23 protein-coding genes and 3 pseudogenes are annotated in these 24,446 nt (G+C 65.9%); 21 read left to right on the forward strand and 5 right to left on the reverse strand.

Features of this window, described 5'->3' with window-relative positions:
* Positions 1-21: 21 nt before the first annotated feature.
* The 4 genes from ACFQE0_RS21585 to ACFQE0_RS21600 all read left to right on the forward strand — a co-directional run bounded on the left by ACFQE0_RS21585 (position 22) and on the right by ACFQE0_RS21600 (position 3,763).
* Entirely contained in the window at positions 22-303 is a 282-nt protein-coding gene (locus ACFQE0_RS21585) for a phage tail assembly chaperone (protein WP_465264081.1), read from the forward strand.
* Between the two features lie 274 nt (positions 304-577).
* Positions 578-2,437 carry a phage tail tape measure protein gene (locus ACFQE0_RS21590; protein ID WP_378973288.1) on the forward strand — a complete coding sequence of 620 codons (1,860 nt, stop codon included), beginning with the start codon at positions 578-580 and terminating at the stop codon, positions 2,435-2,437.
* 4 nt (positions 2,438-2,441) lie between these two features.
* The gene (locus ACFQE0_RS21595) at positions 2,442-3,080 is read left to right on the forward strand and encodes a hypothetical protein (RefSeq protein ID WP_378973290.1); all 639 of its coding nucleotides are present in this window, start codon (positions 2,442-2,444) and stop codon (positions 3,078-3,080) included.
* A gap of 2 nt (positions 3,081-3,082) precedes the next feature.
* Positions 3,083-3,763 carry a hypothetical protein gene (locus tag ACFQE0_RS21600; protein ID WP_378973293.1) on the forward strand — a complete coding sequence of 227 codons (681 nt, stop codon included), beginning with the start codon at positions 3,083-3,085 and terminating at the stop codon, positions 3,761-3,763.
* Between the two features lie 94 nt (positions 3,764-3,857).
* Here ACFQE0_RS21600 and ACFQE0_RS21605 read toward each other — a convergent pair whose 3' ends face one another.
* Positions 3,858-5,321, reverse strand: coding sequence for an ATP-binding protein (locus tag ACFQE0_RS21605; protein ID WP_378973296.1), 1,464 nt, complete (start codon positions 5,319-5,321; stop codon positions 3,858-3,860).
* 509 nt (positions 5,322-5,830) lie between these two features.
* On the opposite strand from ACFQE0_RS21605, the gene ACFQE0_RS21610 reads away from it, so the two are divergent.
* The 7 genes from ACFQE0_RS21610 (at position 5,831) to ACFQE0_RS21640 (ending at position 7,881) form a co-directional block, all read left to right on the forward strand.
* On the forward strand, positions 5,831-6,043 hold the full coding sequence (locus tag ACFQE0_RS21610; protein ID WP_378973298.1) for a hypothetical protein: 213 nt from the start codon (positions 5,831-5,833) through the stop codon (positions 6,041-6,043).
* Complete coding sequence (locus ACFQE0_RS21615; RefSeq protein ID WP_378973300.1) at positions 6,040-6,261, forward strand: hypothetical protein; 222 nt, start codon at positions 6,040-6,042, stop codon at positions 6,259-6,261. The genes ACFQE0_RS21610 and ACFQE0_RS21615 overlap by 4 nt, the downstream gene beginning before the upstream one ends.
* Entirely contained in the window at positions 6,258-6,608 is a 351-nt protein-coding gene (locus ACFQE0_RS21620) for a hypothetical protein (RefSeq protein WP_378973302.1), read from the forward strand. Before ACFQE0_RS21615 ends, ACFQE0_RS21620 begins: the two co-directional genes overlap by 4 nt.
* The gene (locus ACFQE0_RS21625; RefSeq protein WP_378973305.1) at positions 6,602-6,982 is read left to right on the forward strand and encodes a hypothetical protein; all 381 of its coding nucleotides are present in this window, start codon (positions 6,602-6,604) and stop codon (positions 6,980-6,982) included. The genes ACFQE0_RS21620 and ACFQE0_RS21625 overlap by 7 nt, the downstream gene beginning before the upstream one ends.
* Entirely contained in the window at positions 6,973-7,314 is a 342-nt protein-coding gene (locus ACFQE0_RS21630; protein WP_378973307.1) for a hypothetical protein, read from the forward strand. The genes ACFQE0_RS21625 and ACFQE0_RS21630 overlap by 10 nt, the downstream gene beginning before the upstream one ends.
* Positions 7,305-7,484, forward strand: a complete 180-nt coding sequence (locus ACFQE0_RS21635; RefSeq protein WP_378973309.1) for a hypothetical protein — start codon at positions 7,305-7,307, stop codon at positions 7,482-7,484. The genes ACFQE0_RS21630 and ACFQE0_RS21635 overlap by 10 nt, the downstream gene beginning before the upstream one ends.
* Before the next feature lie 145 nt (positions 7,485-7,629).
* Positions 7,630-7,881, forward strand: coding sequence for a hypothetical protein (locus tag ACFQE0_RS21640; protein WP_378973312.1), 252 nt, complete (start codon positions 7,630-7,632; stop codon positions 7,879-7,881).
* A gap of 402 nt (positions 7,882-8,283) precedes the next feature.
* Here ACFQE0_RS21640 and ACFQE0_RS21645 read toward each other — a convergent pair whose 3' ends face one another.
* Positions 8,284-8,559, reverse strand: coding sequence for a PilZ domain-containing protein (locus tag ACFQE0_RS21645; protein ID WP_378973314.1), 276 nt, complete (start codon positions 8,557-8,559; stop codon positions 8,284-8,286).
* Positions 8,560-8,881: 322 nt separating this feature from the next.
* Between ACFQE0_RS21645 and ACFQE0_RS21650 the strand changes: the two genes are divergently transcribed.
* From ACFQE0_RS21650 to ACFQE0_RS21680, 7 genes and pseudogenes are all read left to right on the forward strand, one after another.
* The gene (locus tag ACFQE0_RS21650) at positions 8,882-10,564 is read left to right on the forward strand and encodes a methyl-accepting chemotaxis protein (RefSeq protein ID WP_378973317.1); all 1,683 of its coding nucleotides are present in this window, start codon (positions 8,882-8,884) and stop codon (positions 10,562-10,564) included.
* 56 nt (positions 10,565-10,620) lie between these two features.
* Positions 10,621-11,517 (forward strand): LysR substrate-binding domain-containing protein, encoded by an 897-nt coding sequence (locus ACFQE0_RS21655; RefSeq protein WP_378973320.1) that lies wholly within the window; start codon positions 10,621-10,623, stop codon positions 11,515-11,517.
* Positions 11,518-11,648: 131 nt separating this feature from the next.
* Positions 11,649-12,384 (forward strand): annotated as a pseudogene (locus ACFQE0_RS21660) (SDR family NAD(P)-dependent oxidoreductase).
* Between the two features lie 13 nt (positions 12,385-12,397).
* A complete protein-coding gene (locus ACFQE0_RS21665) occupies positions 12,398-13,249 on the forward strand; it encodes a transketolase (RefSeq protein WP_378973322.1) in 852 nt (283 codons plus the stop codon).
* Positions 13,246-14,268, forward strand: coding sequence for a transketolase family protein (locus tag ACFQE0_RS21670; RefSeq protein ID WP_378973324.1), 1,023 nt, complete (start codon positions 13,246-13,248; stop codon positions 14,266-14,268). The genes ACFQE0_RS21665 and ACFQE0_RS21670 overlap by 4 nt, the downstream gene beginning before the upstream one ends.
* Positions 14,259-15,146, forward strand: a complete 888-nt coding sequence (locus ACFQE0_RS21675; RefSeq protein WP_378973326.1) for an NAD(P)-dependent oxidoreductase — start codon at positions 14,259-14,261, stop codon at positions 15,144-15,146. Before ACFQE0_RS21670 ends, ACFQE0_RS21675 begins: the two co-directional genes overlap by 10 nt.
* Positions 15,147-15,264: 118 nt before the next feature.
* Positions 15,265-15,453, forward strand: coding sequence for a putative motility protein (locus ACFQE0_RS21680; protein ID WP_378973329.1), 189 nt, complete (start codon positions 15,265-15,267; stop codon positions 15,451-15,453).
* 87 nt (positions 15,454-15,540) lie between these two features.
* On the opposite strand, the gene ACFQE0_RS21685 is transcribed toward ACFQE0_RS21680, so the two are convergent.
* The 3 genes and pseudogenes from ACFQE0_RS21685 to ACFQE0_RS21695 form a co-directional block, all read right to left on the reverse strand.
* The gene (locus ACFQE0_RS21685) at positions 15,541-16,239 is read right to left on the reverse strand and encodes an EAL domain-containing protein (RefSeq protein WP_378973332.1); all 699 of its coding nucleotides are present in this window, start codon (positions 16,237-16,239) and stop codon (positions 15,541-15,543) included.
* A complete protein-coding gene (locus ACFQE0_RS21690; RefSeq protein ID WP_378973335.1) occupies positions 16,236-17,141 on the reverse strand; it encodes a diguanylate cyclase domain-containing protein in 906 nt (301 codons plus the stop codon). The genes ACFQE0_RS21685 and ACFQE0_RS21690 overlap by 4 nt, the downstream gene beginning before the upstream one ends.
* A gap of 73 nt (positions 17,142-17,214) precedes the next feature.
* Positions 17,215-19,045 (reverse strand): annotated as a pseudogene (locus ACFQE0_RS21695) (ATP-binding protein).
* 343 nt (positions 19,046-19,388) lie between these two features.
* Here ACFQE0_RS21695 and ACFQE0_RS21700 point away from each other — a divergent pair.
* The 3 genes and pseudogenes from ACFQE0_RS21700 (at position 19,389) to ACFQE0_RS21710 (ending at position 24,438) form a co-directional block, all read left to right on the forward strand.
* Entirely contained in the window at positions 19,389-19,775 is a 387-nt protein-coding gene (locus tag ACFQE0_RS21700) for a hypothetical protein (RefSeq protein ID WP_378973337.1), read from the forward strand.
* A 91-nt stretch (positions 19,776-19,866) separates the two neighbouring features.
* Positions 19,867-21,184 (forward strand): annotated as a pseudogene (locus ACFQE0_RS21705) (efflux RND transporter periplasmic adaptor subunit).
* A gap of 11 nt (positions 21,185-21,195) precedes the next feature.
* Positions 21,196-24,438, forward strand: coding sequence for an efflux RND transporter permease subunit (locus ACFQE0_RS21710; protein WP_378973339.1), 3,243 nt, complete (start codon positions 21,196-21,198; stop codon positions 24,436-24,438).
* The last annotated feature ends 8 nt before the right edge of the window (positions 24,439-24,446 follow it).

Raw genomic sequence — 24,446 nt, forward strand, 5'->3', positions numbered from 1 at the left:
GGTCTCGGCCTTCTTCTGCGGGTGAGCGAGATGTTCAGCGCCGCTCCCGCCATGCTCGACAGCATCACCAAGGGCGAGGACGACAAGGAAGGCGTAGCAGCCTTGATGGTGCTCGCGCTCTCCGGCGGCATGGATCACGACAAGTGCCAAGCCATCCTCCGCGAGCTTGTCGAGACGTGCCGCGTCGGTGGCGATCCCTGCGTGATTGGCGTGAAGCCTCAGTCTCTCAAGGAGACGGTCGCTGTCGCTTGGTTCGCCATGAAAGTGCAGTTCCGGGATTTTTTGTCCGAAGGGCTTTCGTGAAGCCCCGGTCAATCAAGCAAGCAAGCCCAACCGATTTGTCAGAGCGCGAGTGGAATGCCGTGGCGCCGCACATCAAAGACAAGATGTATTTGCTGCGGCCGACGCCTGGATTTTCCAGTCCGCCTCTTTGCACGTTGAACGACCTGCGAACGGTATACACCCTAAACGATTTGGCCGACTTCCATGAGATCCTAGACGTTCGCGATCTTGTCGCCGAGAAAGCTGTGAAGGCCGCTGACACTGCCCGCAACCGTGTGCGTGGGAGGCGTCCCTAATGGTAATCGAAGAACTCATCGCGAAGCTTGGGTTCCGTGCCACAGGCGGCAAGGAAGCCAGTGCCTTTCTCAAAGACCTTGAGAAGATCAAGAAGGCCACGAGGGAACTCGGCAAGGACTTCAGGATCAACCTCGGCGGCCGCACGTCCGGTTTGGGTAAAGTCACTGCCGAGATCGAGCGGGCGACACGCGCATGGCGCAGCTATCGCATCGAGGCCGAGCGCGCGTCGCGAGTGCGGCCCGGCGGTGGGCGTTATGGCCCAGGGGGCCGCATTCCGGGGCGGCGACCGGGTGATGATCGCGTTCTAGAGCCGGGCCTCGCGGGCGCTGGCCTGTCGCCCGGTCGTGCCGGTGTCATCGCGGGCGGCGCATATACGGCCGGGCGGGTCGCCTCTGCCGCTCTGCGCTCATCCATGAGCTTTGAGCGCGCGATGATCGAGGTGACGAAGGCAACCGACGCGAACCCCGCCGAGCGGGAGGACTACGCTAAGGCGATCACCCGCTTGGCGCGCGACACCGGCAAGAACAAGGAAGAGCTTGCCGGGATGCTGGCTGCCGCGGGCTTCGCAGGCCGCCCCAAAGACGAGCTTATGCGGTTCACCGCCTTCGGCGCTCGCGCCTCGACCGCATGGGGAACTACGCCCGAAGCGACTGGGCAGGCCATGGCCGAGATCGGAAACATCTATCAGGCCAACCAAGCCGAGATCGAGCGCATCGGCGACCAGATCAACACGATGGCCGACAAGAGCGCGTCCAAGGAGATCGATCTACTCGAAATCCTTCGGCGAACGGGCGGCACGGGCAAGTCAGCGGGCCTCACTTCCGGCGACGTACTGGCCTTTGGTGCTGGTCTGAAAGAGCGCGGCGTCCAGACCGAAATCGCGGCCAGCGGCATTGAGGATTACTTCAACTTTCTGAAGCTCGGATCAGAGTATTCGACCGGTGCGGAGAAGGGTCTAAAGCAGCTCGGATACACGTCCGATGCGCTTCGCAAGGCGTTCGTCGCCAACCCTAGCAAGACAGCGCTCGAATTCCTCGACAAGATCAACGCGATCACCAACCCGATGAAGCGCGCGGAGGTGCTTACGGGTGTCTTCGGGAAGACGCGTCAGGACGACGTTGAGCGGTTAGCCTCATCTGCCCCTAAGATCCGCGAATACCTCGACATGATCAACGATCCGAAGAATTACAAAGGATCGGTCATCACGCAGTTCGCCGAGCAGCTTCAGAATGACGTGTCGAAGATCGATCAGGCAAGCCAGCAACTCGACGTGCTGCTGAAGCGCCTCGGTGATCCGATGAAGCAGATCCTCGGCTACGGCGCGGGGAAGATGAACTCGGCCCTAGACTACATTGACGACCGCAAGGGCAACACCTCTGCCGCAGCGAGCAACGCTTTCGATGATCTGCCGGGGCTTGATTATCTGAAGTCCGGCCCGAGCATGAACCAGTTCCTAGAGAGATTTAACAACGCCGCGCCGAGCGCGATGCGACGCACCTTCGGCACCTCCGCCTTCCCCAGCATGATCGGCAAGGGCAATGGCGCTCGCCTGGGCTTCGGGTCGGCCGGCACGGGCGCGGCTCCAACCTTCGACAAAAGCAACTTTGGCATCGGCGGCGGCAACGGGCTGAGTTGGGCAAACCAAGGTCTCAAGGAGACCGTGGTCAACAACGTCACGAACAACACCAACACCGGCAATGATCAGCGCACGCAGTCCGTGACGATCCAGCAGACGGTCAACGGTGTCGCGGGTGTGGCTTCTGCCGCGGCCGAGGGCACGCAGCGCGGCCTCGCCAGCATGGGTGCATCGGTCGTGAAGGGCAATCTGACCTCGACCGGCGCAACAACTTCACCGTGAGGCAATGATGAAGAAGAGATCTTACATTCGGCATGCCGATGGAATGCCCGTCACTGAAGATGAGGCAATGGAAAACGGAGTTCTCAAAGCCGGATACCTGATGGCAGTGGGCATGCGCCTTGCCGATGGTGCTGCAATACCGAACGCGAGAGGAATTCTCATGGCTGACAGTGGCATCCGCTTCATGGACAATCTGCCGACTGCAGATAGCGCGCAGATCAATACGATCCTCGCCGATTACGGGAGCAACGAGGTATTCCGCGTTCGCCGGGCCGCTGACGCTGCCCGTCGTCTTGGATACTCAATGTACGCGGCCGGTAGCGGCGCGGTGCCGGGGTACTTCGGCGACTCGCAGGCCGCCGCGCAATCGGCTTCGTCCTACCTGCATGGGCTGGCGGATCAGGCCACGAAGCGCGTCGGCGAGATGTATGCCGCCGCTGGCCGTGGCGACACGAGCGTCAACGCTGGCAGCGATCCCATCATCGCTCAGGCCGCCTACGCTAGGCATGTCTCCGAGCTAGGCGATGCATGGCGGGGCGACGACAATCCCGCGCCTGCGAACCGAACGAATGATGCCGTAGCGGACGCCCAGAGCGCCCGTGCGGCCTACGTCGCCAATCTGAGCAAGGCATGGGAGCACTGAGCATGGTTGCGAACCTGAAGGCGGTTCCGACCGCATCCGAGCCCACGATCACGCTGCGCCAGCGCGTCGCCGATGCGCTTACCAAGGACACGACGACGGCGGAGCTTCGGTCCTGCCTCGCCGACACTCAGGCCGACATCGCTCGCGTCGAACGGGATCGGATAAGCGCAGAGGCGAAGGCTGTCGATCCTCTCTCGACCGAGGAAGAGGCGACCGAGGCGAAGCGGCAGTGTGAAAGCCTGCGCTTCGATATGGAGCGGCTGAAGGCGTCTGAGATCCGGCTCAATATCCGGCTCGATCAGATTGCCGAGCGGGAGGCTCAGGCGGCTCTACGGGCTCGCTACGATGAGGTTCGAGCCGAGCGCGATGCGGTCATTGCCGAGATGACCGAGCACTACCCGCAGTTGGCGGAGGGCATCGTCGCGCTCTTGGAGCGGATGCGGGTCACAGAGGGCCGGATCGCCGAGGTGAACACGGCTCTACCCCGCGGCGCGGATCGCCTTCCGTGGATTGAGACGGGGTTGGCAGAGCCGATCACGCTCAATCTCTACGGCTCACCCTCAAACGCCTCCGTCCCGCCGCTTTATCAGTCCGTGCAGCTGCCGCGGCTCGTGCGCACCGGGGGCAATGACGACTTCTACAAGCTGTTCATGCGGAACACGCAGGGGGTACTGCCATATTGAGCGCAAAAAATGGCAGATCAGTACTGATCGCCTACGGCAAGTTGCGAATGCTGTAGGCGCCCAAGATTGCCATTATTCCATCATGTAATAAATTCTATTGAGAAAGCTTTCTAGTCCAATATGGCACATACTTTGCGTTTCGTTTTCCTTGATTTGTTTCGGCGGGCACAACGCGCTTGCGTTTCACTGACTCTGATATGATCGCAGACACTGCTTGGTAGTTCTCTTGCTCTAGTCTGAACCTATCTCGCAAAGTAGTGTTACTCATATAATCACGCTGAAGCCATCTCAAAATACAATGAAAGAAGCATGCCCGGAGTTTTTCCGTCTTATTTAGCTCAGAGAAAGATTTTGGTCCATACAGCACGACCCGCATGGTGTCTTTTGAGGATATAAACTCAGGCGCAGGCAGGTTCTGCTCTTCAATTTCAAAGCCGGCCTTGTCTAAACCGCCTCCACGTTCTTCGCAAAGACCTAATAGACGCATAGATGATGCTAGCTTTTCGTTTCTAGATCTTCTTTCGTCAATTATTCGATCTATCTCTACCAAAGAGGCGCCTGGATTTGATACTTCAACTCTTTTGCCATACACCTCGACGACTGGAGCGGAGCCAGTGATCGTAAAGTCTTGATGTATCATCGCATTTGCGATCACTTCACGCAACGCCGTCACTGGATATACAGGGATTACTGAACGGATCCCGTTTGTATAGATCTCTTTCTTCGGCAGTATGGAATTCATATGTCTTAGCACTCTGGGTAGAGCGACGGCATACCCGGAATTGAATTCTTCTTCGTTCTCTGAATGCCTCTTGTCTTCGCCTCGATACTGAATGACTCTGATGGCTTTTCCTGCTGTTGAAGGAAATTTATGCAAGTCTTTAGCTAAAACAATTGCGCCCAAATTTGTTATGTCATAACTTCCCTCCATATCATCGCGGATGAAGCCGGACATCTCAAATTTCCTAATGATCTCCTCAGGAACTCTGGGCTTTTGTTCTTTTAGAAGCGCATAAAAGGCATCCACATCGAGTTGTTCGAAGACATCGAATGCACTTTGATGAGAGATCGCAATTGCGTCTTCAAATTTACGACGTCCAGTTGCAACCCAAATTGATCTCTCGTGATTGGGGAAGTCTGATAATTTTTTGGTGTTCTCGCCGATCCGAAGATATTCGGTGCCATTAAACTTTACGGGCCTATCATATGTTGGCTCTATGGCAATTACTGCATATTTATGTGAGCCAACCCTAAAATCTAAAAATTCCATCATGAGTCTGGGCTCAATCATTCTGCTGAGCCAGTTTGTAAAATTTTCTCCACCCTTTTTCATTTTTGAAATATCTACTGTAGTGCCAACCATTTTCCGTGGCTTGTCGCGAACGCCGAAGACAAGAAACCCGCGCTCTTTACCAGCTAAAATTGCAGCGTTAGCGCATGCCGACACCCACGAACCAATCATTTCAGGGTCGTCATTGTTTTCTTTAAACTCGACCCATGCGCTTTCGGTCGGTTCCTTAAACAATCTCTTGAGAAGAGCCTGTGGGTCGTTGACCATCTCGCGTCCTGTCGCTTTTATCCCCCTTATATCAGAATGGGCTGGCGTGCTTGCGGGCTCATTCGGCGGGAGAATTTTTTGTCGAGTTATTTCAATTAGTTAGCCTGCCGGACGCTTATAATCTTTTATCATCTCATCGTCCCGATCCGTTCCCAGGACGCTTTCATGCCATCGCTTGGCGACATGCCAGACACGGCGATCTTGAGCACGGCAATGGCTATTGCCTAAGGCCCTCGGACCTAAGCGCTTCCTCGACTAGACGGCGAATAGCCTCAGATCGGGATGGCTTGTCATGCTGGGCCTCGCGCCAAGCATCAATCCCATCCCGCAGGCTGTCAGACATGCGGAAGCCATACATCGGGTCGCGACCCGTCGCTGGCCGCCCGCGCTTTTTTGGTTCAGCCATAATTGACAGCAGCATGTTTTAGGTTTAGCAGAAAAGCGGGCCGAATGGAAGGGTGCAATCAACCATCCGGCCCTCACCACCAACCGCACTCGGAGTGCTGTTCATGGCTATCCACCACCTTACACCGCCCATTCGCGGCGGTGAACGCCCGCGCTTGCCTTCCGCACAGCGTGGCCCCGTCACCATCGCCCTCGCGGCCATGCATGCCGCTGATCCCGACCGCCAGCGTATCCGCGACCTTCGACGCCGGATCGCCGACCGGATCGAGGCCGACATCGCCTTGCTAGAAGCGCTAGACGGGGGAGGCCGGGCATGACCGAGCGCCGTCGCGCCATCCATGCCGTCTTTCAGATGGAAGACGACATACACAGCGTGCTCCGGTACGCACAGGCTCTCGATCACGTGGCGTCGAGCCCGCACATGATCGAGCCCGAGTGCCTGACAGCCTTCTCCGATCCGCTTCGTGCAATCGGGCAGCGATTGAGGGAGCAGTACAAAGAGGCTCATGAGGCGGTCGTAGGGGACCGGCCATGAACGCCCCCGCGAACCGTCGAGGTTTCCTGCGCGGCCTCACTTCGCTCCCGCTGATTGGCGGTGGCATCACCCTGATCGGCGCCCCGTCTGCCGTGGCGCAGCCCGTCACGGATGGGTTGCTGATGGCCTACAACGAGTGGCTGTTCATGGAGCGCCGGATGCTCTGCGAGCAACTGAGCCCCGGCGATGCCCTTTGCGAACGCTTCGTCCCCACCAACACGGGAGCGCACGACTACCACTTTGCGGGCCCTGAGGGTTGGCGAGCGCCACACCGGCAACCTTCGACGCGGGCGGCACTGGTGCTGAGCGCCGTTGGCTGTGAGTGGCAAGGGAGGGGGATATGGTAGCCCCCGTGCAGCGCCGTGGCTTCCTACGCGGTCTCGTCTCGCTTCCTCTCATCGGGGGTGGCGTGACGCTCATCGGTTCGCCGACTGCTGTCGCCGAGCCTTGCACCCTCGGCCTTCTGGATCGCTACACCGATTGGTTAGCTGTCGAGTACGGCGAAGCCCTCATCGAGCGGTGCGCTCTGGCGCCGAGCACCAGCCACGCCCATTCCCTGGCGATCATGAAGTTCCGGCGCGAATGGTGTCAGGACAACCGGACGCTCAACCCTCGACGGGATAAGTTCGAGCACCCTCCGGCTACGCTGCCCTCGACCCGCGCCGCTCTCGTTCTCAGCACGGTCGGCTGCGATTGGAGGGAGGGCTCGTCATGGCTGTGACCTCACACAAGCCGGTTCGTCTGGCGACTGAGAATGGCCGTCGCATCGGACGCCTGAGCAAGGCCAAAAGGCAGGCGGCGCTCCCCGCGATGGAGGCAGCGCGGCTTCGACGATCTATCGCGATGATCCGTGAGGAGGCGGAAAAGATCACCAAGCGCGGCGAAGAGGCTAAGAAGGTGTTGGAGAAGGCGTTCTTCGTCGCTGGCGGCGATGATCGTTTAGTAGCGAGAGCGCTCGCCCGTGAGGCCCTGATCGAATGCTCCCACGCAATGGGTGCCTACATGGTCCTCCGCTACTGCGAGATGGCCGAGGAGGGCACACTATGCGCCTGATCCTCTCCCTCCTCGCCGTTGCGCAGATCCGGCTTGCTCGGCACGACCTCGCGCGATCAGACTTGCTGATGCGGGATGCCGATGAAGCCTTCGCCCGTTCCAGGCGGCGGGTGGACCTCGCCAACGACTTCGCCCGGCGGGCGGGGTTGGAAGTTCGAACTGACCGATGAAAGTTCGCCCGCGTCCTCACGGTGAAGGTGTCTCTACAGGACGCGGGCGACTGAGGCTGGCCTCAGTTGTCAACCATAAGTAGCGCTGGTTGCGATAGGGTTAACATAAGATGCTTTCGGGCTTGGCCATCTAGTGGAGCGAGACATGGACACGAACGATCCCGAGCCCTTGGACGACTTCACCCGACTCTACGCGAAGATGACGGCGATGGAGATCGTGCTGGGCGTCCTCATCGGCCGCTTGTCCGAGGAGAACCCCGAGGTGCGGGAAGACGTGAAGCGGGACGTCGCGGTGATCCTCGGCGAGCTTCCGTTGGAGACCCCCAGCGAGGAACTGATGGCTGCCGAGGTGAAGCGCGCGGCGGACGTGCTGACCAGCGTCTCAGTCGGCAGCTGAAAACCGCAGATCGGCCCGCTCATAACAGTCTGGTTGTAGGCTCGAATGCCGGTCCCTTTGCACCCACGCCCGCCTCGACCCGGTCTGTTGAGACAGGAAGGCAGGCGTGGGGGGTCAAGGCTCGGGAGGAACCTGACGCCATCAGCGAGCAAGAACGATGCAACGATGTTGCGACAGCCGTCCTCACAACGGCTACAGGCGGCGCCGTTCGTCACCATTCGCACTTATAGCTTAGCACCCGCGTTCAGGACGTGGGTCAAGACGTGGGTAGTTGATCACCCGGTAGAGGTAAGATCATGCCAGAAAACATGAATTTTGTTCAGGCTGGCGGACGCTCCCTCCGCCAGATAACCTTCCGCTTGCTCCAATCATCGTCTCGGCCTGCTCGCCGCCCGTTCGGCCTCAGCCGCGGTAGACGTCCGGCGACGGCCGTTCCTTCATGAAGCCGACCCCGACCGTGTGGCCGCGTCTCCAGACGACGCGGACCGTTTGCGGCTTGGCCTTCTCACTGACGCGAAGCTCGAAGTACTGAGGGACATGCGTGCCGGGCGCGAAGGCGACGCACGCACCGGCGGCCGACAGATTGAGCGCGACGCAGGGCCACTCGCCCGAGCTGGTGAATGCGGCCGTCATCGGGAGGGCGATTTGTGCCCTTTCTTTTGTGCGTCTGTTAAGCATAGGCTTTGCTCATTTTGGCCCTGATGCGATCGGGTGTACGATAGAACGCTTAAATATTGGCAAACGACTGTATTGGATGGCTGGATTATTGCCCGAGATCCATTCGCGGTGCCATGGCCGAGCGCGATGTCGGCCGCGAAGGTTCCCGCGCACGTTGTGCTGTCTTACTTGACCAGCCCGGTGCGTTCATTGTCGAGCGATGGAACGATCACAGTCGATGGGCTTCCGTCGGCGCGATCATATTTTAATCATTCACCCCGATGCTGCGTCACGACGGGTTCAAGCCCACATCGAGGCACGTGCCTCCAGGAAACGTCAGCGCATGCACCGCTTCTCGATCCGGACGCAGTTGATCGCAGCGTTCAGCGTCGCAGCCTTGCTTCTGCTGGGCCTCGGCTGTGTCGCCCTCACGGCGACCGCCTCCGTCAATGCCCGTCTCGAGCAGGTTCATACCGAGTGGTTGCCAAGCCAGCAGCGGGCCGGTGAGATCAACACGACGCTCGCCCGCTACACCGTCGCGAGCTTCCGGCAGGTCACGGCCGACAGCATAGGCGGCCGCCTGCGCATGGATGCCTTGGTCGGCAACCTCGGCGCCAAGATCAAGAAGCTGCTCGGCCAGTATGACGGGCTCATCTCCACGGAGGAGGAGCGGCAGGCCTTCGAGAAGCTGAAGGCGGCCTGGGCGGCCTATCACGCCGAGGTGGAGCCGGTCATGGCCCTGGCCCGCGACGGCGATCAGGCCAAGGCATTGGAGATCCTGGGCGGCAAGCTGAACGAATTGCAGATCGCGGCGACCCAGGCCATCCAGGACCTCGTGACGCTCAACGCGCGCGGCGCGGAGGTATCGCGCGTCCAGGCGGGTGAGGATTACGCCCGGGTGAGGCAGCTCGTCGTTGCCGTCCTGGCCTTGGGCCTGCTGATGTGCGCCGCTTTGGCCTTCGTGATCGTCCGCGGCGTCACCCGCGGCATCGCCTCGGTGGTGAGCCCGATGACGGCACTCGCGGCCGGCGACCTCGACGCGCAGGTGCCGCAGCACCGCCGCAAGACTGAGATCGGGATGATCGCCGCCGCCATCCAGGTCTTCAAGGATGGTTTGCTCCGGATGCGCGCCCTCGAAGCCGAGACGGCGCAGGCCCGCCTCGCCGCCGACGAGCAGCGCAAGATCGGCATGCGGCAGCTGGCGGACAGCTTCGAGGCCGCGATGGGCGGCATCATCGGCACGGTCTCGTCCTCCGCCACCGAATTGCAGGCGACGGCAGGTGCGATGAGCGGCACCGCCGCCGAGACGGCCGCGCAATCCTCGGCAGTCGCGGCGGCGGCCGAGATCGCCGCCAGCAACGTCACCACCGTCGCGGCGGCGGCGGAGCAACTCGGTTCGTCCGTTCACGAGATCGGTCGTCAGGTCGATGGCTCGGCGGCCATCGCCCGGCAGGCCGTGGCCGATGCCGACCAGACCGGCGCTCTGGTCCACGAACTGAGCGGCACTGTCGAGCGCATCGGCGATGTGGTGGGGCTGATCTCCTCGATCGCCGGGCAGACCAACCTGCTGGCGCTCAACGCCACCATCGAGGCGGCCCGCGCCGGGGAGGCGGGCAAGGGCTTCGCCGTCGTCGCCGCCGAGGTTAAGGAACTGGCCGGGCAGACGGCGCGGGCGACCCAGGATATCTCGGTGCAGATCGGGCGGATCCAGGGCTCGACCGGTCAGGCGGTCGCGGCCATCGCCAGCATCACGCAGCGAATCCGCGAGATCAGCGCCACCTCGACCTCGATCGCGGCGGCCGTCGAACAGCAGGGCGCGGCGACCCAGGAGATCGTGCGCAACGTGACCCAGGCCGCCACCGGCACGGGCGAGGTGACCGACAACATCGCGGGCGTGGCGAGCGCGGCAGAGGAGACGGGCGCGGCGGCGACCCAGGTGCTGGGCGCGGCCTCCGAATTGTCGCGCCAGTCCGAGCAACTCGCGCACGAGATGAGCCGCTTCCTGGCTACGGTGCGCGCGGCCTAGGACGGCGCGAGCGTGGCACCTTGCCGCCGGGCCATCCGGCGGCGAACACTGGCCGCATGCGCCCGGTCATTCCCCTCTCCGCGATCCGCATCTTCGAGGCCGCCGCCCGGCGCCGCTCGTTCAAGGCGGCGGCCGAGGAGCTCGGGCTTTCGACCAGCGCCATCAGCCATGCCATCCGCAAGTTGGAGGAGGGGCTGGGTATCGCCCTGTTCGCGCGCACCGGCCAGGGCGTCGACCTCACGCCGTCCGGCGAGACCCTGCTCGATCATGCCGGGCGCGCCTTCGAGGTGCTGGACCAGGGCCTCGATCTCGTCACCAGCCGGGGCTCGCAATTGCTCCGCCTGCACTGCGCCCCGAGCTTCGCCGCGCAATGGCTGACCCCGCGCCTCGCCCGGTTCCTGCGCGAGTATCCCGGCATCGAGGTGCGGCTCGCGGCAGGCATGGACTATGCCCGCTTCACCAATGACGATTTCGACGCGGACATCGTCTACGGGCCGCCCCGCGGCGAGGGGGTGGTGCGCATGCCGCTGGGCGAGGAGATCCTCACGCCCCTCTGCGATCCGGCCCGCGCGGCCACCATCGCCAGCGCCGCCGACCTCGTGGGCCAGACGCTGATCCAGAGCGACAACAAGCAATGGCGCTGGCCGCACTGGTTCGAGGCGAACAGTCTCGCCGCGCCTGCCACGGCGGGCCTGCGTTTCGACCGGAGCTTCCTGGCACTGGTCGCCGCCGCCGACGGGCTCGGCATCGCCCTCGAATCGACTCGCCTCGCCGAGCGGGAACTCGCCTCCGGGCGCCTCGTCGCCCCCCTGGCGGGCCAAGCGACGGACCTGCGCTATGTCGGCCATCATCTCGTCTTCCCGGCCGCCTCCTGCCGCCGAGCGCCCCTGCGCGTCTTTGCGCGCTGGCTCGCGGGGGAACTCGGGATCCCGCTCGATCCGGCCCTGGCGTAAGTCCCAGTTGAGCCAGATTCATCTGCGGTTGCCGATTTCGCGTTTGTCAGGTCCCGGCGGGCCAGCGCAGTCTTCGTGCAACAGACGTCCGACAAACCAGCCGGGAGGATAGGGTGAGACTGCTCGACGGCATGGTCTGCGTGATCACCGGCGCGGCGTCCGCGCGCGGGATCGGCAAGGCGACGGCCAAGCTCTTCGCGGCGCAGGGCGCGCGGATCGTGATCCTCGATCTCGATGCGGGTCTCGCCGAGGGAGCCGCCCGCGACATCGGTGCCGGGCATCTGGGCCTCGCCTGCAACGTCACGGACAAGGCCGCCTGCCAGGCGGCGGCCGACGAAGCCCTCGCCCGGTTCGGCCGGATCGACGTGCTCGTCAACAATGCGGGCATCACCCAGCCTTTGAAGATCATGGAGATCGGGCCGGAGAATTACGACGCGGTCACCGACGTGAATCTGCGCGGCACCCTCTACATGAGCCAGGCGGTGATCCCCGCCATGCGGGCGCAGCAATCCGGCTCGATCGTGTGCCTGTCCTCGGTCTCGGCCCAGCGCGGCGGCGGCATCTTCGGCGGGCCGCATTATTCGGCCGCGAAGGGCGGCGTGCTCGGCCTGCAGAAGGCCATGGCTCGCGAACTCGGGTCCGACAACGTCCGGGTGAACTCCGTCACTCCCGGCCTGATCCAGACCGACATCACGGGCGGCAAGCTCACTCCCGAGCTCGAAGGCCGAGATCGCCAGGGGCATCCCGCTTGGGCGCCTCGGCGTCGCCGAGGATGTCGCCAAGGCCTGCCTGTTCCTCGCCTCCGACCTGTCCTCGTACATCACCGGCGCGGTGATCGACGTGAACGGCGGCATGCTCATCCACTGACCGGGAGGCGATCATGTCGGCCGAACCGACCCATGCGGGCTCCAACGTCTCCCTGAGGGAGCGGGCCTACCGCATCCGCCGCAACGCCGTGCTCATGGGCGAGGTCCAGGGCCAGGGCTACATCGCCCAGGCGCTGGGCATCTCCGACGTGTTGGCGGTGGCCTACTTCCACGCGCTCCGCTACCGCCCCGAGGACCCGGAATGGGAGGGCCGCGACCGGTTCTGCCTGTCCATCGGCCATTATGCCATCGCGCTCTACGCGGCGCTGATCGAGGCGGGCATCCTCCCCGAGGACGAGCCGACGAGCTACGGCGGCGACGACAGTCGCCTGCCGATGTCGGGCATGGCCGCCTACACGCCGGGCATGGAGATCACCGGCGGATCGCTCGGCCATGGGCTCGGCATCGCGGTCGGCATGGCGCTCGGGCTGAAGCGGAAGCGGTCCGACAGCTTCGTCTACAACCTGTTCTCCGATGGCGAGCTCAACGAGGGCTCGACATGGGAAGCCGCGATGTCGGCGGGCTCGCACAAGCTCGACAACCTCATCGGCATCGTCGACGTGAACGGGATGCAGGCCGACGGCGCCTCACGCGGTGTCCTCGATTTCGAGCCGCTGGTGCCGAAGTTCGAAGCGTTCAACTGGTTCGTCCAACGGGTCGATGGCAACGACATTGAGGCCGTGGTCGCGGCCTTCGACGCCGCCCGCAACCACACGGGCGCCCAGCCCCGGATCGTTATCTGCGACACGAGGATGGCCAAGGGCGTGCCCTTCCTGGAATCCCGCGAGCGCAACCACTTCCTGCGCGTCGAGCCGGAGGAGTGGACCGAAGCCTTGAGGATTCTCGACGAGGGGAGGGGCCGGTGAGGCGCTCGAAATACGAGAAGCCCGCGCCGCGTCAGGGTGCGGGACTGAAGACCTCGGCGATGATCGCATCGCTCGCCGGTCCCGACCAGCGCACCAGGGCGGCGCCGTTCGGCCACGCCCTGGTGGAGCTCGCTCAGTCCCGGCCCGACCTCGTCGGCCTCTCGGCGGATCTCGCCAAGTACACCGACCTGCACATCTTCGCGCAGGCCCATCCCGACCGGTTCTACCAGATGGGCATGGCCGAGCAGCTCCTGATGAGCGCGGCGGCGGGGCTGGCGCGGGAGGGTTTCACGCCCATCGCCACCACCTACGCGGTGTTCGCGGCGCGCCGGGCCTACGACTTCATCTGCCTCGCCATCGCGGAGGAGAACCTCAACGTCAAGATCGCCTGCGCCCTGCCGGGCCTGACCACCGGCTACGGCCCGAGCCATCAGGCGACGGAGGATGTCGCGATCTTCCGCGGCATGCCGAACATGACGATCATCGACCCGTGCGACGCGCATGAGATCGGTGAGGTCGTGCCCGCGATGGTCGCCCATCAGGGGCCGGTCTACCTGCGGCTGCTACGGGGCAACGTCCCGCTGGTCCTCGATGAGTACGGCTACACGTTCGAGTGGGGCAAGGCGAAGACGATCCGCGACGGGCGGGACGTGCTCGTCATCTCGTCGGGCCTGATGACCATGCGGGCGCTGGAGGCGGCGCAGGCGCTGGGCGACGACCGGATCGACGTCGCGGTGCTCCATGTGCCGACGATCAAGCCGCTGGACGAGGCGACGATCCTGGCCGAGGCGCGCAAGGGCGGGCGGCTCGTGGTGGTGGCCGAGAACCACACGGTGATCGGCGGCCTCGGCGAGGCGGTGGCCGGGCTTCTGATGCGGAGCGGCGTGATGCCGGATCGCGGCTTCCGGCAGATCGGCCTGCCCGACGAATTCCTCGACGCGGGCGCCCTGCCGACGCTGCACGACCGCTACGGTATCTCGACGGCGGCGATGACGCGGAGCATCCGGGAATGGCTCTGAGCCGCATCGCCTTCGTCGGGCTCGGCGCCATGGGCATGCCGATGGCCCGGCACCTCGTCGCCACCGGGTTCGATCTGCGGGGCTACGACATCCGGCCGGAGAGCCGCGCGGCGCTCGCCGCCGCCGGGGGTGGGAAGGCCGAGACCGTCGCAGAGGCCGCCTCGGATGCCGACGCGATCCTGCTGATGGTGGTCAACGGCGCCCAGGCCGAGGACGTGCTGTTCGGCCAGGGCGCCCTCGACGCGCTCGCCCCCGGCGCCACCGTGGTGCTGATGGCGACCTGCCCGCCGCAAGCCGTGGCCGACATCGCAGCCCGCGTGCTCGCCACCGGCCGCCGTTTCATCGATGCCCCGGTTTCCGGCGGGGTCGTGGGGGCGGAGGCCGCCACGCTCACCATCATGGCGGCGGCTCCGGCCGAGGTTCTGGCCGCGATGCGCCCGGTCCTCGACCGGCTCGGCGACCGGGTGTTCCATGTGGGGACGGAGCCGGGGCAGGGGGCCACCGTCAAGGCGGTGAATCAACTGCTCTGCGGCGTGCACATCGCGGCCACCGCCGAGGCCCTGTCGCTCGCCGAGCGGGTCGGCGTCGACCTCGCCGTGGTGCTGGAGATCCTGTCGGGCTCCTCCGCGTCGAGCTGGATGTTGCGCGACCGGGGCCCTCGGATGCTGGAGGACGAACCTCGCGTCACCAGCGCCGTCGACATCTTCGTGAAGGATCTCGGCATCGTGCTGGAGGCCGGACGTGGGGCCAAGGCCGCGCTGCCGCTCGCCGGCCTCGCCCATCAACTCTTCCTCTCGACCTCCGGCCGGGGAGAGGGCGCCCTCGACGACAGCCAGGTGGTGCGAGCCTACCGCGCCCTCAATGGCCCCCGGCGCTGATCGGTACCGGTTCCCGTGCTGGGCTCAGCCTCTGACGGGCTTTCGATCCGTCATTTTAAGAATTCGGTCGCCCTGATTCTTGGGCGAACCTTTACGAATGGGTCTCTAGATTTGGGGTATGACCAGCATCGCGACCCTAGCCGTTCAGATGCAGGCCGGCTCCTTCGCGCAGTCCGTCGGGACGGCGGTGGCCCGGCAGCAGATCGACGCCCAGAAGTCCGTAGCCGCCCTCGTGGCTCAGACCGCCGCGACGGCCTCCCCGCCGGCCCCTCCGGGCCAGGGACAACTCCTCGACATCCGGGCCTGAAGCCCTCCGGGATCCCGGATCCGCAGGAGACGGGTGCGGTCCGGCCGCGTGCGATCCCGCCCCGTCTCTTCGGTCCTGCGTGAGCCCTCACCCGTGCCGGAGCATCGGCGACTGCCGGAACGTAGCGACGCGGCGCTGGCGTTCCACATTGCGCTCCTGGGCGGGGCTCTTCGCCTCCAGGCGGATCTGCTCGAGAAGCATCGGCCGCGCGTAGTAATAGCCCTGCGCGCAGCGGATCTGCGTGGCGCCTAGCAGGTAGGCGACCTCGTCGTAGGTCTCGACGCCCTCGGCGATGACCGCCATGCCGAGCGCCAGCCCGAGCGACTCGATGGCCTTGAGCACGATCTGGCTGCGCGGGCGCTTGTGGATGTCCGTGATGAACGAGCGGTCGATCTTCAGTTCGTCCGCCGTGATCTCCGCGAGCGCCGCCAGGGAGGAATAGCCCACCCCGAAATCATCGATCGAGACCCGTGCTCCGATCTCACGGATGCGCGGCAGGACCTCCCGCTGAAACCGGCCCTTGGTGAAGAAGGCCTCTTCGGTCAGTTCGAGGATGAAGCGTGAGGCGAGGCCGGTGCGCCCGAGGGATTCGCAGAAGGCAGTCATGAACGGCACGTCGCAGGCCTGCTTGGCCGCGATGTTGAGGCTGACCGTCACGTCGGGCCCGAACATGTCGTCGAGGTCGGGGATCGCCCGCACCGTCTCGGCGAGCACCTGAAGGGTGATCTCGTTGATGAGCCCCAGCTCGATGGCCAGTTCCACGAAATCGCCCGGCGCCTGGATCACCCCGGCTCGTCGCGCCAGCGCAGCAGCACCTCCACGCCCTTCACCGCGTGGGTGCGCATGTCGACCTTGGGCTGGAAGGCGCAGCAGAAGCAGCGGTCGCGGATGGCGAGCCTCAGGCGCTGCTCCACCGCCATGCGGGCGGTGGCGGCTTGGCTCATCGCCTCTTCGAAGACGCTGACGCCGCCCTTCACGCTGCCCTTCACCCGGTACATGGCGCTGTCGGCCTGCCGACGCAGGGTCTCGTAGCAGGTGCCGTGGTCGGGATAGAGGCTGAGGCCGATGGAGGCCGAGGCGAAGATCTCGTGTCCGTCGATGAAGAAGGGCTGCTTCAGCCGCTCGGAGATCCCGGCGACGCAGGCGAGCGTCGCGTCCCGGTCGGTCACGGGGTTCAGGAGCAGCACGAACTCGTCGCCGCCGAGGCGGGCGAGCATGTCGCTCGGGCGCAGGGATCCCCGGATCCGCTCGGCCACCTTCTGCAGCAGCGAGTCGCCAGCCGCGTGGCTGTAATAATCGTTGATGTGCTTGAAGTTATCGAGGTCGATGAAGGCCAGCGCGAAGCGGTCCGACGGGGCGGCCTGCGCGATTACCTCCTCGATGCTCTGCTCGAACATCAGCCGGTTCGGCAATCCGGTCAGGACGTCGATATAGGCGCGGCCGATCAGGTCGCGCTGGATCCGGTGATGCTGCGTGACGTCGAGTAGGGTGGTGAGGGTGAAGGTCTCGCTGTCGACGCTGAGGGGGCGCGCCTGCGCCTCGACGACCCGCTCGCCCAGTTCGGCCACGACCCTGGCCTCGCGCGGGGCGGCGAGGTCGGCGGGCATGTCCAGCGTCGCCTCGGGCGCGAGGTCCTGCGCGAGGGCGTTGGCCAGGATGCAGTGACCCTGCGCATCGTGCACGACCATCCCCACGGGGAGGGCCTGGATGGCCGCCTCGAGGAGGATGCGTCTCTGGCTCGGGGGGCGGAGGGATCCACGCTCAGCCCTGCTGCCAGAGCGCTCGGACGAGGCGGTTGCCGCCCTCGGCCGGAGCGGGGGCAGGGACGTCGCCTCCTTCGAGGGGGCGGCGCAGCAGGCGGCGATGGGCCTGATCCAGGGCGGGGCCGTTGCCCTGCGGCTCGGTGGCGGGCTCGCGGGAGAGGCGGGCGGCGATCATCCCGTCCGCTTCGAGGCCGGCGGGCTTGCTCATGGTGGCGGCGCGCCAGCGCTCGACCACCGCCCCGACGGACGGGCCGTTGACCGTCATCCGGCCCTCGTCGGCGTCGCGGCCGCTCACGTCGTTGCGAGGCTGGCGGGACGGGGGCAGTTGCGAGAAGGTCATGCGCGCGGGCAGCGGCACGCCCTCACCGAAGGCGATCACCTCGCCCGTCCCCAGCGAGGGGACGAAGGCCAGGAGGTTCGCCGCGTCCGAGACGGCGGCGGCGAGGAAGGCTTGGTCGCGCTCGTTCGTCATCCGCATCGCGAAGAGCGTGCTGCATTGGGAGATGATCGCCGGGTCGAGCTCGGCCGGGCGCTGGGTCACGAGGCCCAGGAACACGCCGTGCTTACGGCCCTCCCGGGCGATCCGCGACAGGGCGCGGCGGGTGGGGGTGAACCCCACGGACCGGTCGGCCGAGGCGTAGCGGTGGGCCTCCTCGCAGACGAGGAGCAGCGGCACGGCGCCTTCGCTCCAGATCCCGAATTCGAAGGCGAGGCGGCATAGCACGCAGACCACCGCATCGACCACCTCGGTCGGTAGTCCCGCAAGCTGCATGATCGTCATCGGCCGCCCGTCCGGCTCCAGCCGGAACAGGTGGGCCAGGAGTTCGCCCATCATGTCGCCACCGACATTGGCGTTCTCGAACATGAAGCCGTAGCGCGGATCGTTGCGGATCGTCTCGATCCGCGAGATCAGCCGGTGATAGTGCATCCGCGAGGCGCGGTTCTCCAGGCGGCCCATCCGCTCGTCGATGAGCAGCGTCAGGTCCTGAAGCGTGTACGGAACGGGCGTGTCGACGGTGAAGCCGGCATTCTTGCCGAGGCCACGCTTCACGAGCTCGCCGGTCGCTCGCTTCCCGGTATTGGAGGTACTTGGTCTTGGCCAGCGGGATCACCTCGGCCAGGATATCGATCTCCTCGTCGATCGGCGGGCGCCCGCCATAGATCACGTCGGCGATCTCTTCGAGGTTGAACAGCCAGAACGGCAGCTTGAGGTTGCGCGGGGTGACGATGTTCGCCCGGTCGCCGAAGCACGACGCGTATTCGTTGTGCACGTCGAGCAGGAAGACCCGCACCGAATCCTGCGCGGCCAGCACCCGGTCGAGGATCACGGCGACGCCGCTCGACTTGCCAACGCCGGTCGCCCCCAGCACCGCGAAATGCTTCGAGAGGAGGTCGTCGATCTTGAGGCAGGCCGGGGTCTCGGGATCCTGATAGAGCGTGCCGACCGCGACCGAGCCGGTGCCGGAGACCCGGTGGACCACGCGCACGTCGGCGGGCGGCAGCAGGTCGACCTCGTCGCCGATGGCCGGGTAGCGCGCGACGCCGCGACGAAACCGCTCGGCCCCGCCTTCGGACAGGATCTCGCCGAGGAGGTCGAGCCCCGCGACGGCGCCCGTGATGCTCCGACCGTCTCCGGTGGAGGCGAGGGTGGTGATGATGCCGACGAGGATCGCGCCCCCGGCCCTCACGCGGACGAACCGGCCGACCGTCACCCGCTGGTTCGGCCGCCTGTTCCACGCCTCCAGGGCGAGGTTCACCTTCATGCCGTCGATGGATGCGACCGTTCCGATTCGCGCCGTCTGGACGCTGTCATCGGACGGGCCTGTCATTCCGAACATCCTCTGAGCCCCTGGCAGGACGTGTGCCCGCTGGGAAGCGGCGGCAAGCAACGCCACGCAGTCGAATCCGGCAAACACAATGGGGCATTGTCGTTGACAATTAGTATACGACGCCTGGTTGTGATCCGATTAAATTTATCCAGGTGATGCGACCGCATTTTTTCGGACTTGCTATAGCGTAATAATCGAAAAATCTCCGCGCATATATTGTGCGTGTTCCTAGGTAGATGCTCGCCAAGCTCATCCGGAGATTTGGTCCCGACATGCTTGCGCTGCATCTTGGCGGCGACGGGGTGCTTGTAGCGACGGGGAGAAAGCGGCCATAAGGAGCGCGATGAGCGCGGCGCGTCGACATGGATCCCGTCGGATCCTCGGAACGGCGGGCGGGTGGTGGCAGGCCGCCGCCCGGATGATCGCGCTCGTCCTGACCCTGGCGCTCACCCTGCCGACGGCCGGGCTGGCGGAGGATCTCGCCTTCCATGCCCATCGCGGCGGCCACGGCGCGGTGGAGCTCCCCACCTACACGGTGGCGGAGGCGGGCCATCAGGCGGCCGATCCCGGCCTCGTCTGCCACGCCCATTGCGGCTGCCATGTCACGGCCAGCCCCTGCGAGGCGGGCCTGACGCCGCCCGTCCCGTCCGCGCGACCGCGCTACGCCCGCACCGCCGAAGCGGCCTCCTCCGTCTTCCCCGACAGGCTCCCCCGGCCCCCTCGCGCCTGAGGCAGGCCCCCGCGTCACGCGGCCCATCCATCCTCATCACCCCCCGATCGCGGCGTTCCCGGCTACGCCCGATCCCGGTCGAGTCCTGTCCATGCGCATCCTTCCGAGTGCGGCCCTCGTGGCCGCCGGCCTCCCTTGCGGGCGCCGCCATCCCCCATGCCCCCGTCCCCGTCCCCGTCCGGGATGCCCTGATTGCGGCGGGGTGGCCGCGCGCCAGCTTTTCCTCCGCGCTGTCCCGAGAAGCCACGACGCCGGAGGCCGCGACCCCTGCGGCCCATTCCGGGCACGGCCACGACGAGGATCATGACCATGCGGAGGAGGGCGAAGGCCTCGTGCGGATGACGCCCGAGCAGATCCGCGTGCAGGAGATCGCAACGGCCAAGGTCGGGGGCGGCATCCTCTCCCGCCACATCCTCGTGCCCGGCACCGTGACCCCCGATGCCGACCGGATCGCCCGCGTCCCGGCGCGGGTGGTCGGCACGGTCTCGCAGATGCGCAAGCGGCTGGGCGACACCGTCGCCAAGGGCGACGTGGTCGCGATCCTCGACAGCCGCGAGGTGGCCGATGCCAAGAGCGACTACCTGACGGCCTTGGTCCAATCGGAACTGCAGAAGTCCAATTTCGAGCGGCAGGAAAAGCTGCTCGCCTCCCGCGCCGTCTCGGAGGCCGCGTGGCAGAACGCCCGCGCCCTCTTCCAGGAAAATCAGCTGCGCCTCGACCTCGCGCGGCAGAAGCTCTCCGCCCTCGGGCTCAACGCCTCCGAGGTCGCCGCCGCGCAGAAGCGGGACGAGGCGACCCCCAATGCCTCGACGCTGCGCCAATACGAATTGCGCGCGCCCCTCGGCGGGCGGATCGTGGAACGGAAGGTCGATGTCGGCACGGCCGTGGGCAAGGAAGGCGACCCCGCCGACCTCTACACGGTCGCCGACCTGTCGAGCGTCTGGATCGAGCTGGCCGTCTCCACCGCTGACCTCGCCGACGTGCGGGACGGCGCGCCCGTCGCGGTGAAGCGCGCCCAGGGTGCCGAGACCCGAACCGGGCAGGGCAGGGTGATCTTCGTGAGCCCGCTCCTCAACATGGAGACCCGCTCGGCGCGGGTGGTCGTCGCCCTGCCGAACGAGGACATGGCGTGGCGCCCGGGGACCTACGTGACCGCCGAGATCGGGATCGCGGAGGATCCCGTGACGGTCCGCCTGCCCAAACCCGCGCTTCAAACGGTGGAGGGCAAGCGCGTCGTGTTCGTGCGCGTGCCGGAAGGCTTCGCCAAGCGCGAGGTCGAACTCGGCCGCGCGGACGACGACGCGGTGGAGATCGTCTCCGGTCTGGCACCGGGCGAGGAGATCGCCGTCGGCAACAGCTTCCTTCTCAAGGCCGAGCTCGGAAAGAGCGAAGCCGGGCACAGCCACTGAGGAGCCCGGCCATGATCGCCCGCATCCTCGACTTTTCCGTCCACCGCCGCTGGCTGGTGCTGCTCCTGTCCCTGCTCGCCGCTGCGTTCGGCGGCTACGCGGCGACCCGTCTGCCCATCGACGCGGTGCCCGACATCACCAACAACCAAGTGCAGATCAACACGCTCGCGCCCTCGCTCTCTCCCGTCGATATCGAAAAGCAGGTCACCTACCCGATCGAGGCCGCCCTCGCGGGCATCAAGGGCCTGGACTACACCCGCTCGCTCTCGCGCAACGGTTTCTCGCAGGTGACGGCGGTCTTCGCGGAGCGCGTCGACATTTACTTCGCCCGGCAGCAGGTGGCCGAACGCCTCGCGCAGGTGGCGCGGGATCTCCCGCCCGGCGCCCAGGCGGGCATGGGGCCGATCTCGACCGGGCTCGGCGAGATCGTGATGTGGTCGGTGCGCTACGCCCCGCCGGGCGAGCGCCCGGTCGCGGCCGACGGCAAGCCGGGCTGGCTGGCCGATGGCAGCTACCTCACGCCCGAGGGGCAGCGTCTCGCGGGGGAACTCGAACAGAAGGCGTATCTGCGGACCGTGCAGGACTGGATCGTCCGGCCGCGCATCAGGACCGTGCCGGGCGTGGCGGGGGTCGACAGCATCGGCGGCTTCGAGAAGCAGTACCACGTCCAGCCCGACCCCACGGTGCTCGCCTCCCTCGATCTGTCCTTCGGCGACGTGGCGCGGGCGCTCGAGGCCAACAACGCCAACCAGGGCGCCCGCTACCTGGAGGACAATGGCGAGAGCTATGTCGTGCGCGCCGCCGGGCGTCTGGAGGGCATGGATGACATCGCCAACGTGGTCGTCGCCACGCGCGGCGGTGTGCCGGTGCGGATCAAGGACATCGCCACGGTGCGGATCGGCCGCGACCTGCGCACCGGCTCGGCGAGCGAGGACGCGTCCGAAGCGGTGATCGGCACCGCGCTCATGCTGATCGGCGAGAACAGCCGCACCGTCGCCGCCGCCGTCGCGGCCCGGATGGAGGAGATCCGCCGCTCCCTGCCGCCCGGCATCGAGCTGCGCACCGTCCTCGACCGGACGCAACTCGTCGACGCGACCGTGCGCACCGTCGCCAAGAACCTCGCGGAGGGGGCGGCCCTCGTCGTCGTCATCCTGTTCCTGCTGCTCGGCAATATCCGCGCGGCTTTGGTGACGGCGCTGGTCATCCCCGTCGCCATGCTGATGACCGTCACCGGCATGGTCGAGGCGAAGATCTCGGCCAACCTGATGAGCCTCGGGGCCCTCGATTTCGGGCTGATCGTCGATGGTGCGGTGATTATCAGCGAGAACGCCCTGCGCCACGTCGCGGAGCGCCAGCACGCCCTCGGGCGGGTGCTCACCGAGGAGGAGCGTCTCGTCACGGTGCGGGATTCCGCCCGCGAGATGATCGCCCCCTCCCTCTACGGGCAGGCGATCATCATCCTCGTCTACGTGCCGCTCCTCACCTTCACCGGGGTGGAGGGCAAGATGTTCGAGCCGATGGCGCTTACGGTCATCATCGCGCTCGCCTGCGCCTTCGTCCTGTCCCTGACCTTCGTGCCCGCGCTCATCGCCATCGTCCTCACCGGGCGGGTCACGGAGGGCGACAACGGGATGATCCGGGCGCTGAAATCCCTCTACCGGCCGGTACTCACGGCCGCGATCCGCGCGCCGCTCGTCTTCGCGGGCCTCGCGCTGCTGATCCTTGCCGGAGCGGCGGCGCTCTCGACCCGCCTCGGCACGGAGTTCATCCCCCAACTCGATGAGCAGGCGATCGCCCTCAACGCGACCCGCATCCCCTCGACCTCGCTCACCCAATCGCAGGCGATGCAGTTGAAGGTCGAGAAGGCGGTCGCCGCCTTCCCCGAGGTCGCCACGGTCTTCTCCAAGACCGGCACGGCCGAGGTCGCCACCGACCCGATGCCGCCGAACTCCTCGGACACGTTCGTCATCCTGAAGCCGCGTGGGGAATGGCCGGATCCGGCCCTGCCCAAGGCCGAGTTGCAGGAGCGGATCGAGGCGGCGGTCGGGCAACTCGCAGGCAACGTCTACGAGTTCTCGCAGCCGATCCAGTTACGCTTCAACGAGTTGCTGGCGGGCACGCGGGGGGACCTCGCGGTGAAGGTGTTCGGCGACGAGTTCGAGCCCCTCCTGAAGGCCGCGAACCGCATTGCCGGGGTGCTGCGCGGGGTCGCGGGCGCCGAGGATGTGAAGGTCGAGCAGATCGAGGGCCTGCCCGTCCTCGACATCCGCATCGATAAGGCCGAGGCTGCCCGCTACGGTCTCAGCACCGGGGCGATCCAGGATGTGATCGGCGCCGCCATCGGCGGTCGCGAGGCGGGGGTGGTGTTCGAGGGGGACCGCCGCTTCCCGATCGTCATGCGCCTGACAGACCGGGTCCGCGAGGATCGCGAGACCCTGGAGAACATCCCCGTTCCGCTGCCGCCGGGGGCGGGCGGCCGGGCGGGCTCGGTCCTACTCAAGCAGGTCGCGTCCTTCTCCGTCACGGAGGGGCCGAACCAGATCAGCCGCGAGAATGGACGCCGCCGGGTGGTGGTGACGGCCAATGTCCGCGGACGTGACATCGGCTCGGTCGTCGCGGAGGCGCAGGCGAAGGTCGTGGCACAGGTGCCGCTGCCCGCCGGTGCCTTCCTCGCCTGGGGCGGGCAGTTCGAGAACCTCGCCTCGGCCAAGGCGCGGCTTGCGGCCGTGGTGCCCGCCTGCTTCCTGCTGATCTTCCTGCTCCTCGTATCCGCGCTCGGCTCAGCGCGCGATGCGCTCCTTGTGTTCAGCGCCGTGCCCCTGGCGCTGACGGGTGGCATCCTCGCCCTGTGGCTGCGGGACATGCCGGTCTCTGTTCCGGCGGCGGTGGGCTTCATCGCCCTGTCGGGCGTCGCCGTGCTGAACGGCCTCGTGATGATCACCGCCATCCGCCATCTCGCTGCGGAGGGGCGTCCGTTGAAGGATGCGATCCGCGAGGGGGCCATGACGCGCCTGCGGCCGGTAGCGATGACCGCCCTCGTCGCCTCCCTCGGCTTCGTGCCCATGGCGCTCGCCACCGGCACGGGCGCCGAGATCCAGCGCCCGCTCGCCACCGTGGTGATCGGCGGGCTGATCAGCGCGACGCTCCTGACCCTCGTCGTCCTGCCCGCCCTCTATGCGCGCTTCGGCGGCCCGGCCCGCGCGCGGGCCTCGTTGCGGGCGGGTGGAGATCCGCACGCCGTCACGAACACCTGAATGTGAGT

It is taken from the genome of Methylobacterium komagatae, assembly GCF_042661665.1.
In the GTDB taxonomy this organism is placed as follows: domain Bacteria; phylum Pseudomonadota; class Alphaproteobacteria; order Rhizobiales; family Beijerinckiaceae; genus Methylobacterium; species Methylobacterium komagatae.

Coding starts and splice junctions, on each gene's coding strand:
- ACFQE0_RS21590 (WP_378973288.1), top strand. CDS start 578: ATGGTAATCGAAGAACTCATCGCGAAGCTTGGGTTCCGTGCCACAGGC.
- ACFQE0_RS21595 (WP_378973290.1), top strand. CDS start 2,442: ATGATGAAGAAGAGATCTTACATTCGGCATGCCGATGGAATGCCCGTC.
- ACFQE0_RS21600 (WP_378973293.1), top strand. CDS start 3,083: ATGGTTGCGAACCTGAAGGCGGTTCCGACCGCATCCGAGCCCACGATC.
- ACFQE0_RS21605 (WP_378973296.1), bottom strand. CDS start 5,321: ATGGTCAACGACCCACAGGCTCTTCTCAAGAGATTGTTTAAGGAACCG.
- ACFQE0_RS21610 (WP_378973298.1), top strand. CDS start 5,831: ATGGCTATCCACCACCTTACACCGCCCATTCGCGGCGGTGAACGCCCG.
- ACFQE0_RS21615 (WP_378973300.1), top strand. CDS start 6,040: ATGACCGAGCGCCGTCGCGCCATCCATGCCGTCTTTCAGATGGAAGAC.
- ACFQE0_RS21620 (WP_378973302.1), top strand. CDS start 6,258: ATGAACGCCCCCGCGAACCGTCGAGGTTTCCTGCGCGGCCTCACTTCG.
- ACFQE0_RS21625 (WP_378973305.1), top strand. CDS start 6,602: ATGGTAGCCCCCGTGCAGCGCCGTGGCTTCCTACGCGGTCTCGTCTCG.
- ACFQE0_RS21630 (WP_378973307.1), top strand. CDS start 6,973: ATGGCTGTGACCTCACACAAGCCGGTTCGTCTGGCGACTGAGAATGGC.
- ACFQE0_RS21635 (WP_378973309.1), top strand. CDS start 7,305: ATGCGCCTGATCCTCTCCCTCCTCGCCGTTGCGCAGATCCGGCTTGCT.
- ACFQE0_RS21640 (WP_378973312.1), top strand. CDS start 7,630: ATGGACACGAACGATCCCGAGCCCTTGGACGACTTCACCCGACTCTAC.
- ACFQE0_RS21645 (WP_378973314.1), bottom strand. CDS start 8,559: ATGCTTAACAGACGCACAAAAGAAAGGGCACAAATCGCCCTCCCGATG.
- ACFQE0_RS21650 (WP_378973317.1), top strand. CDS start 8,882: ATGCACCGCTTCTCGATCCGGACGCAGTTGATCGCAGCGTTCAGCGTC.
- ACFQE0_RS21655 (WP_378973320.1), top strand. CDS start 10,621: ATGCGCCCGGTCATTCCCCTCTCCGCGATCCGCATCTTCGAGGCCGCC.
- ACFQE0_RS21665 (WP_378973322.1), top strand. CDS start 12,398: ATGTCGGCCGAACCGACCCATGCGGGCTCCAACGTCTCCCTGAGGGAG.
- ACFQE0_RS21675 (WP_378973326.1), top strand. CDS start 14,259: ATGGCTCTGAGCCGCATCGCCTTCGTCGGGCTCGGCGCCATGGGCATG.
- ACFQE0_RS21680 (WP_378973329.1), top strand. CDS start 15,265: ATGACCAGCATCGCGACCCTAGCCGTTCAGATGCAGGCCGGCTCCTTC.
- ACFQE0_RS21690 (WP_378973335.1), bottom strand. CDS start 17,141: ATGGTCGTGCACGATGCGCAGGGTCACTGCATCCTGGCCAACGCCCTC.
- ACFQE0_RS21700 (WP_378973337.1), top strand. CDS start 19,389: ATGAGCGCGGCGCGTCGACATGGATCCCGTCGGATCCTCGGAACGGCG.
- ACFQE0_RS21710 (WP_378973339.1), top strand. CDS start 21,196: ATGATCGCCCGCATCCTCGACTTTTCCGTCCACCGCCGCTGGCTGGTG.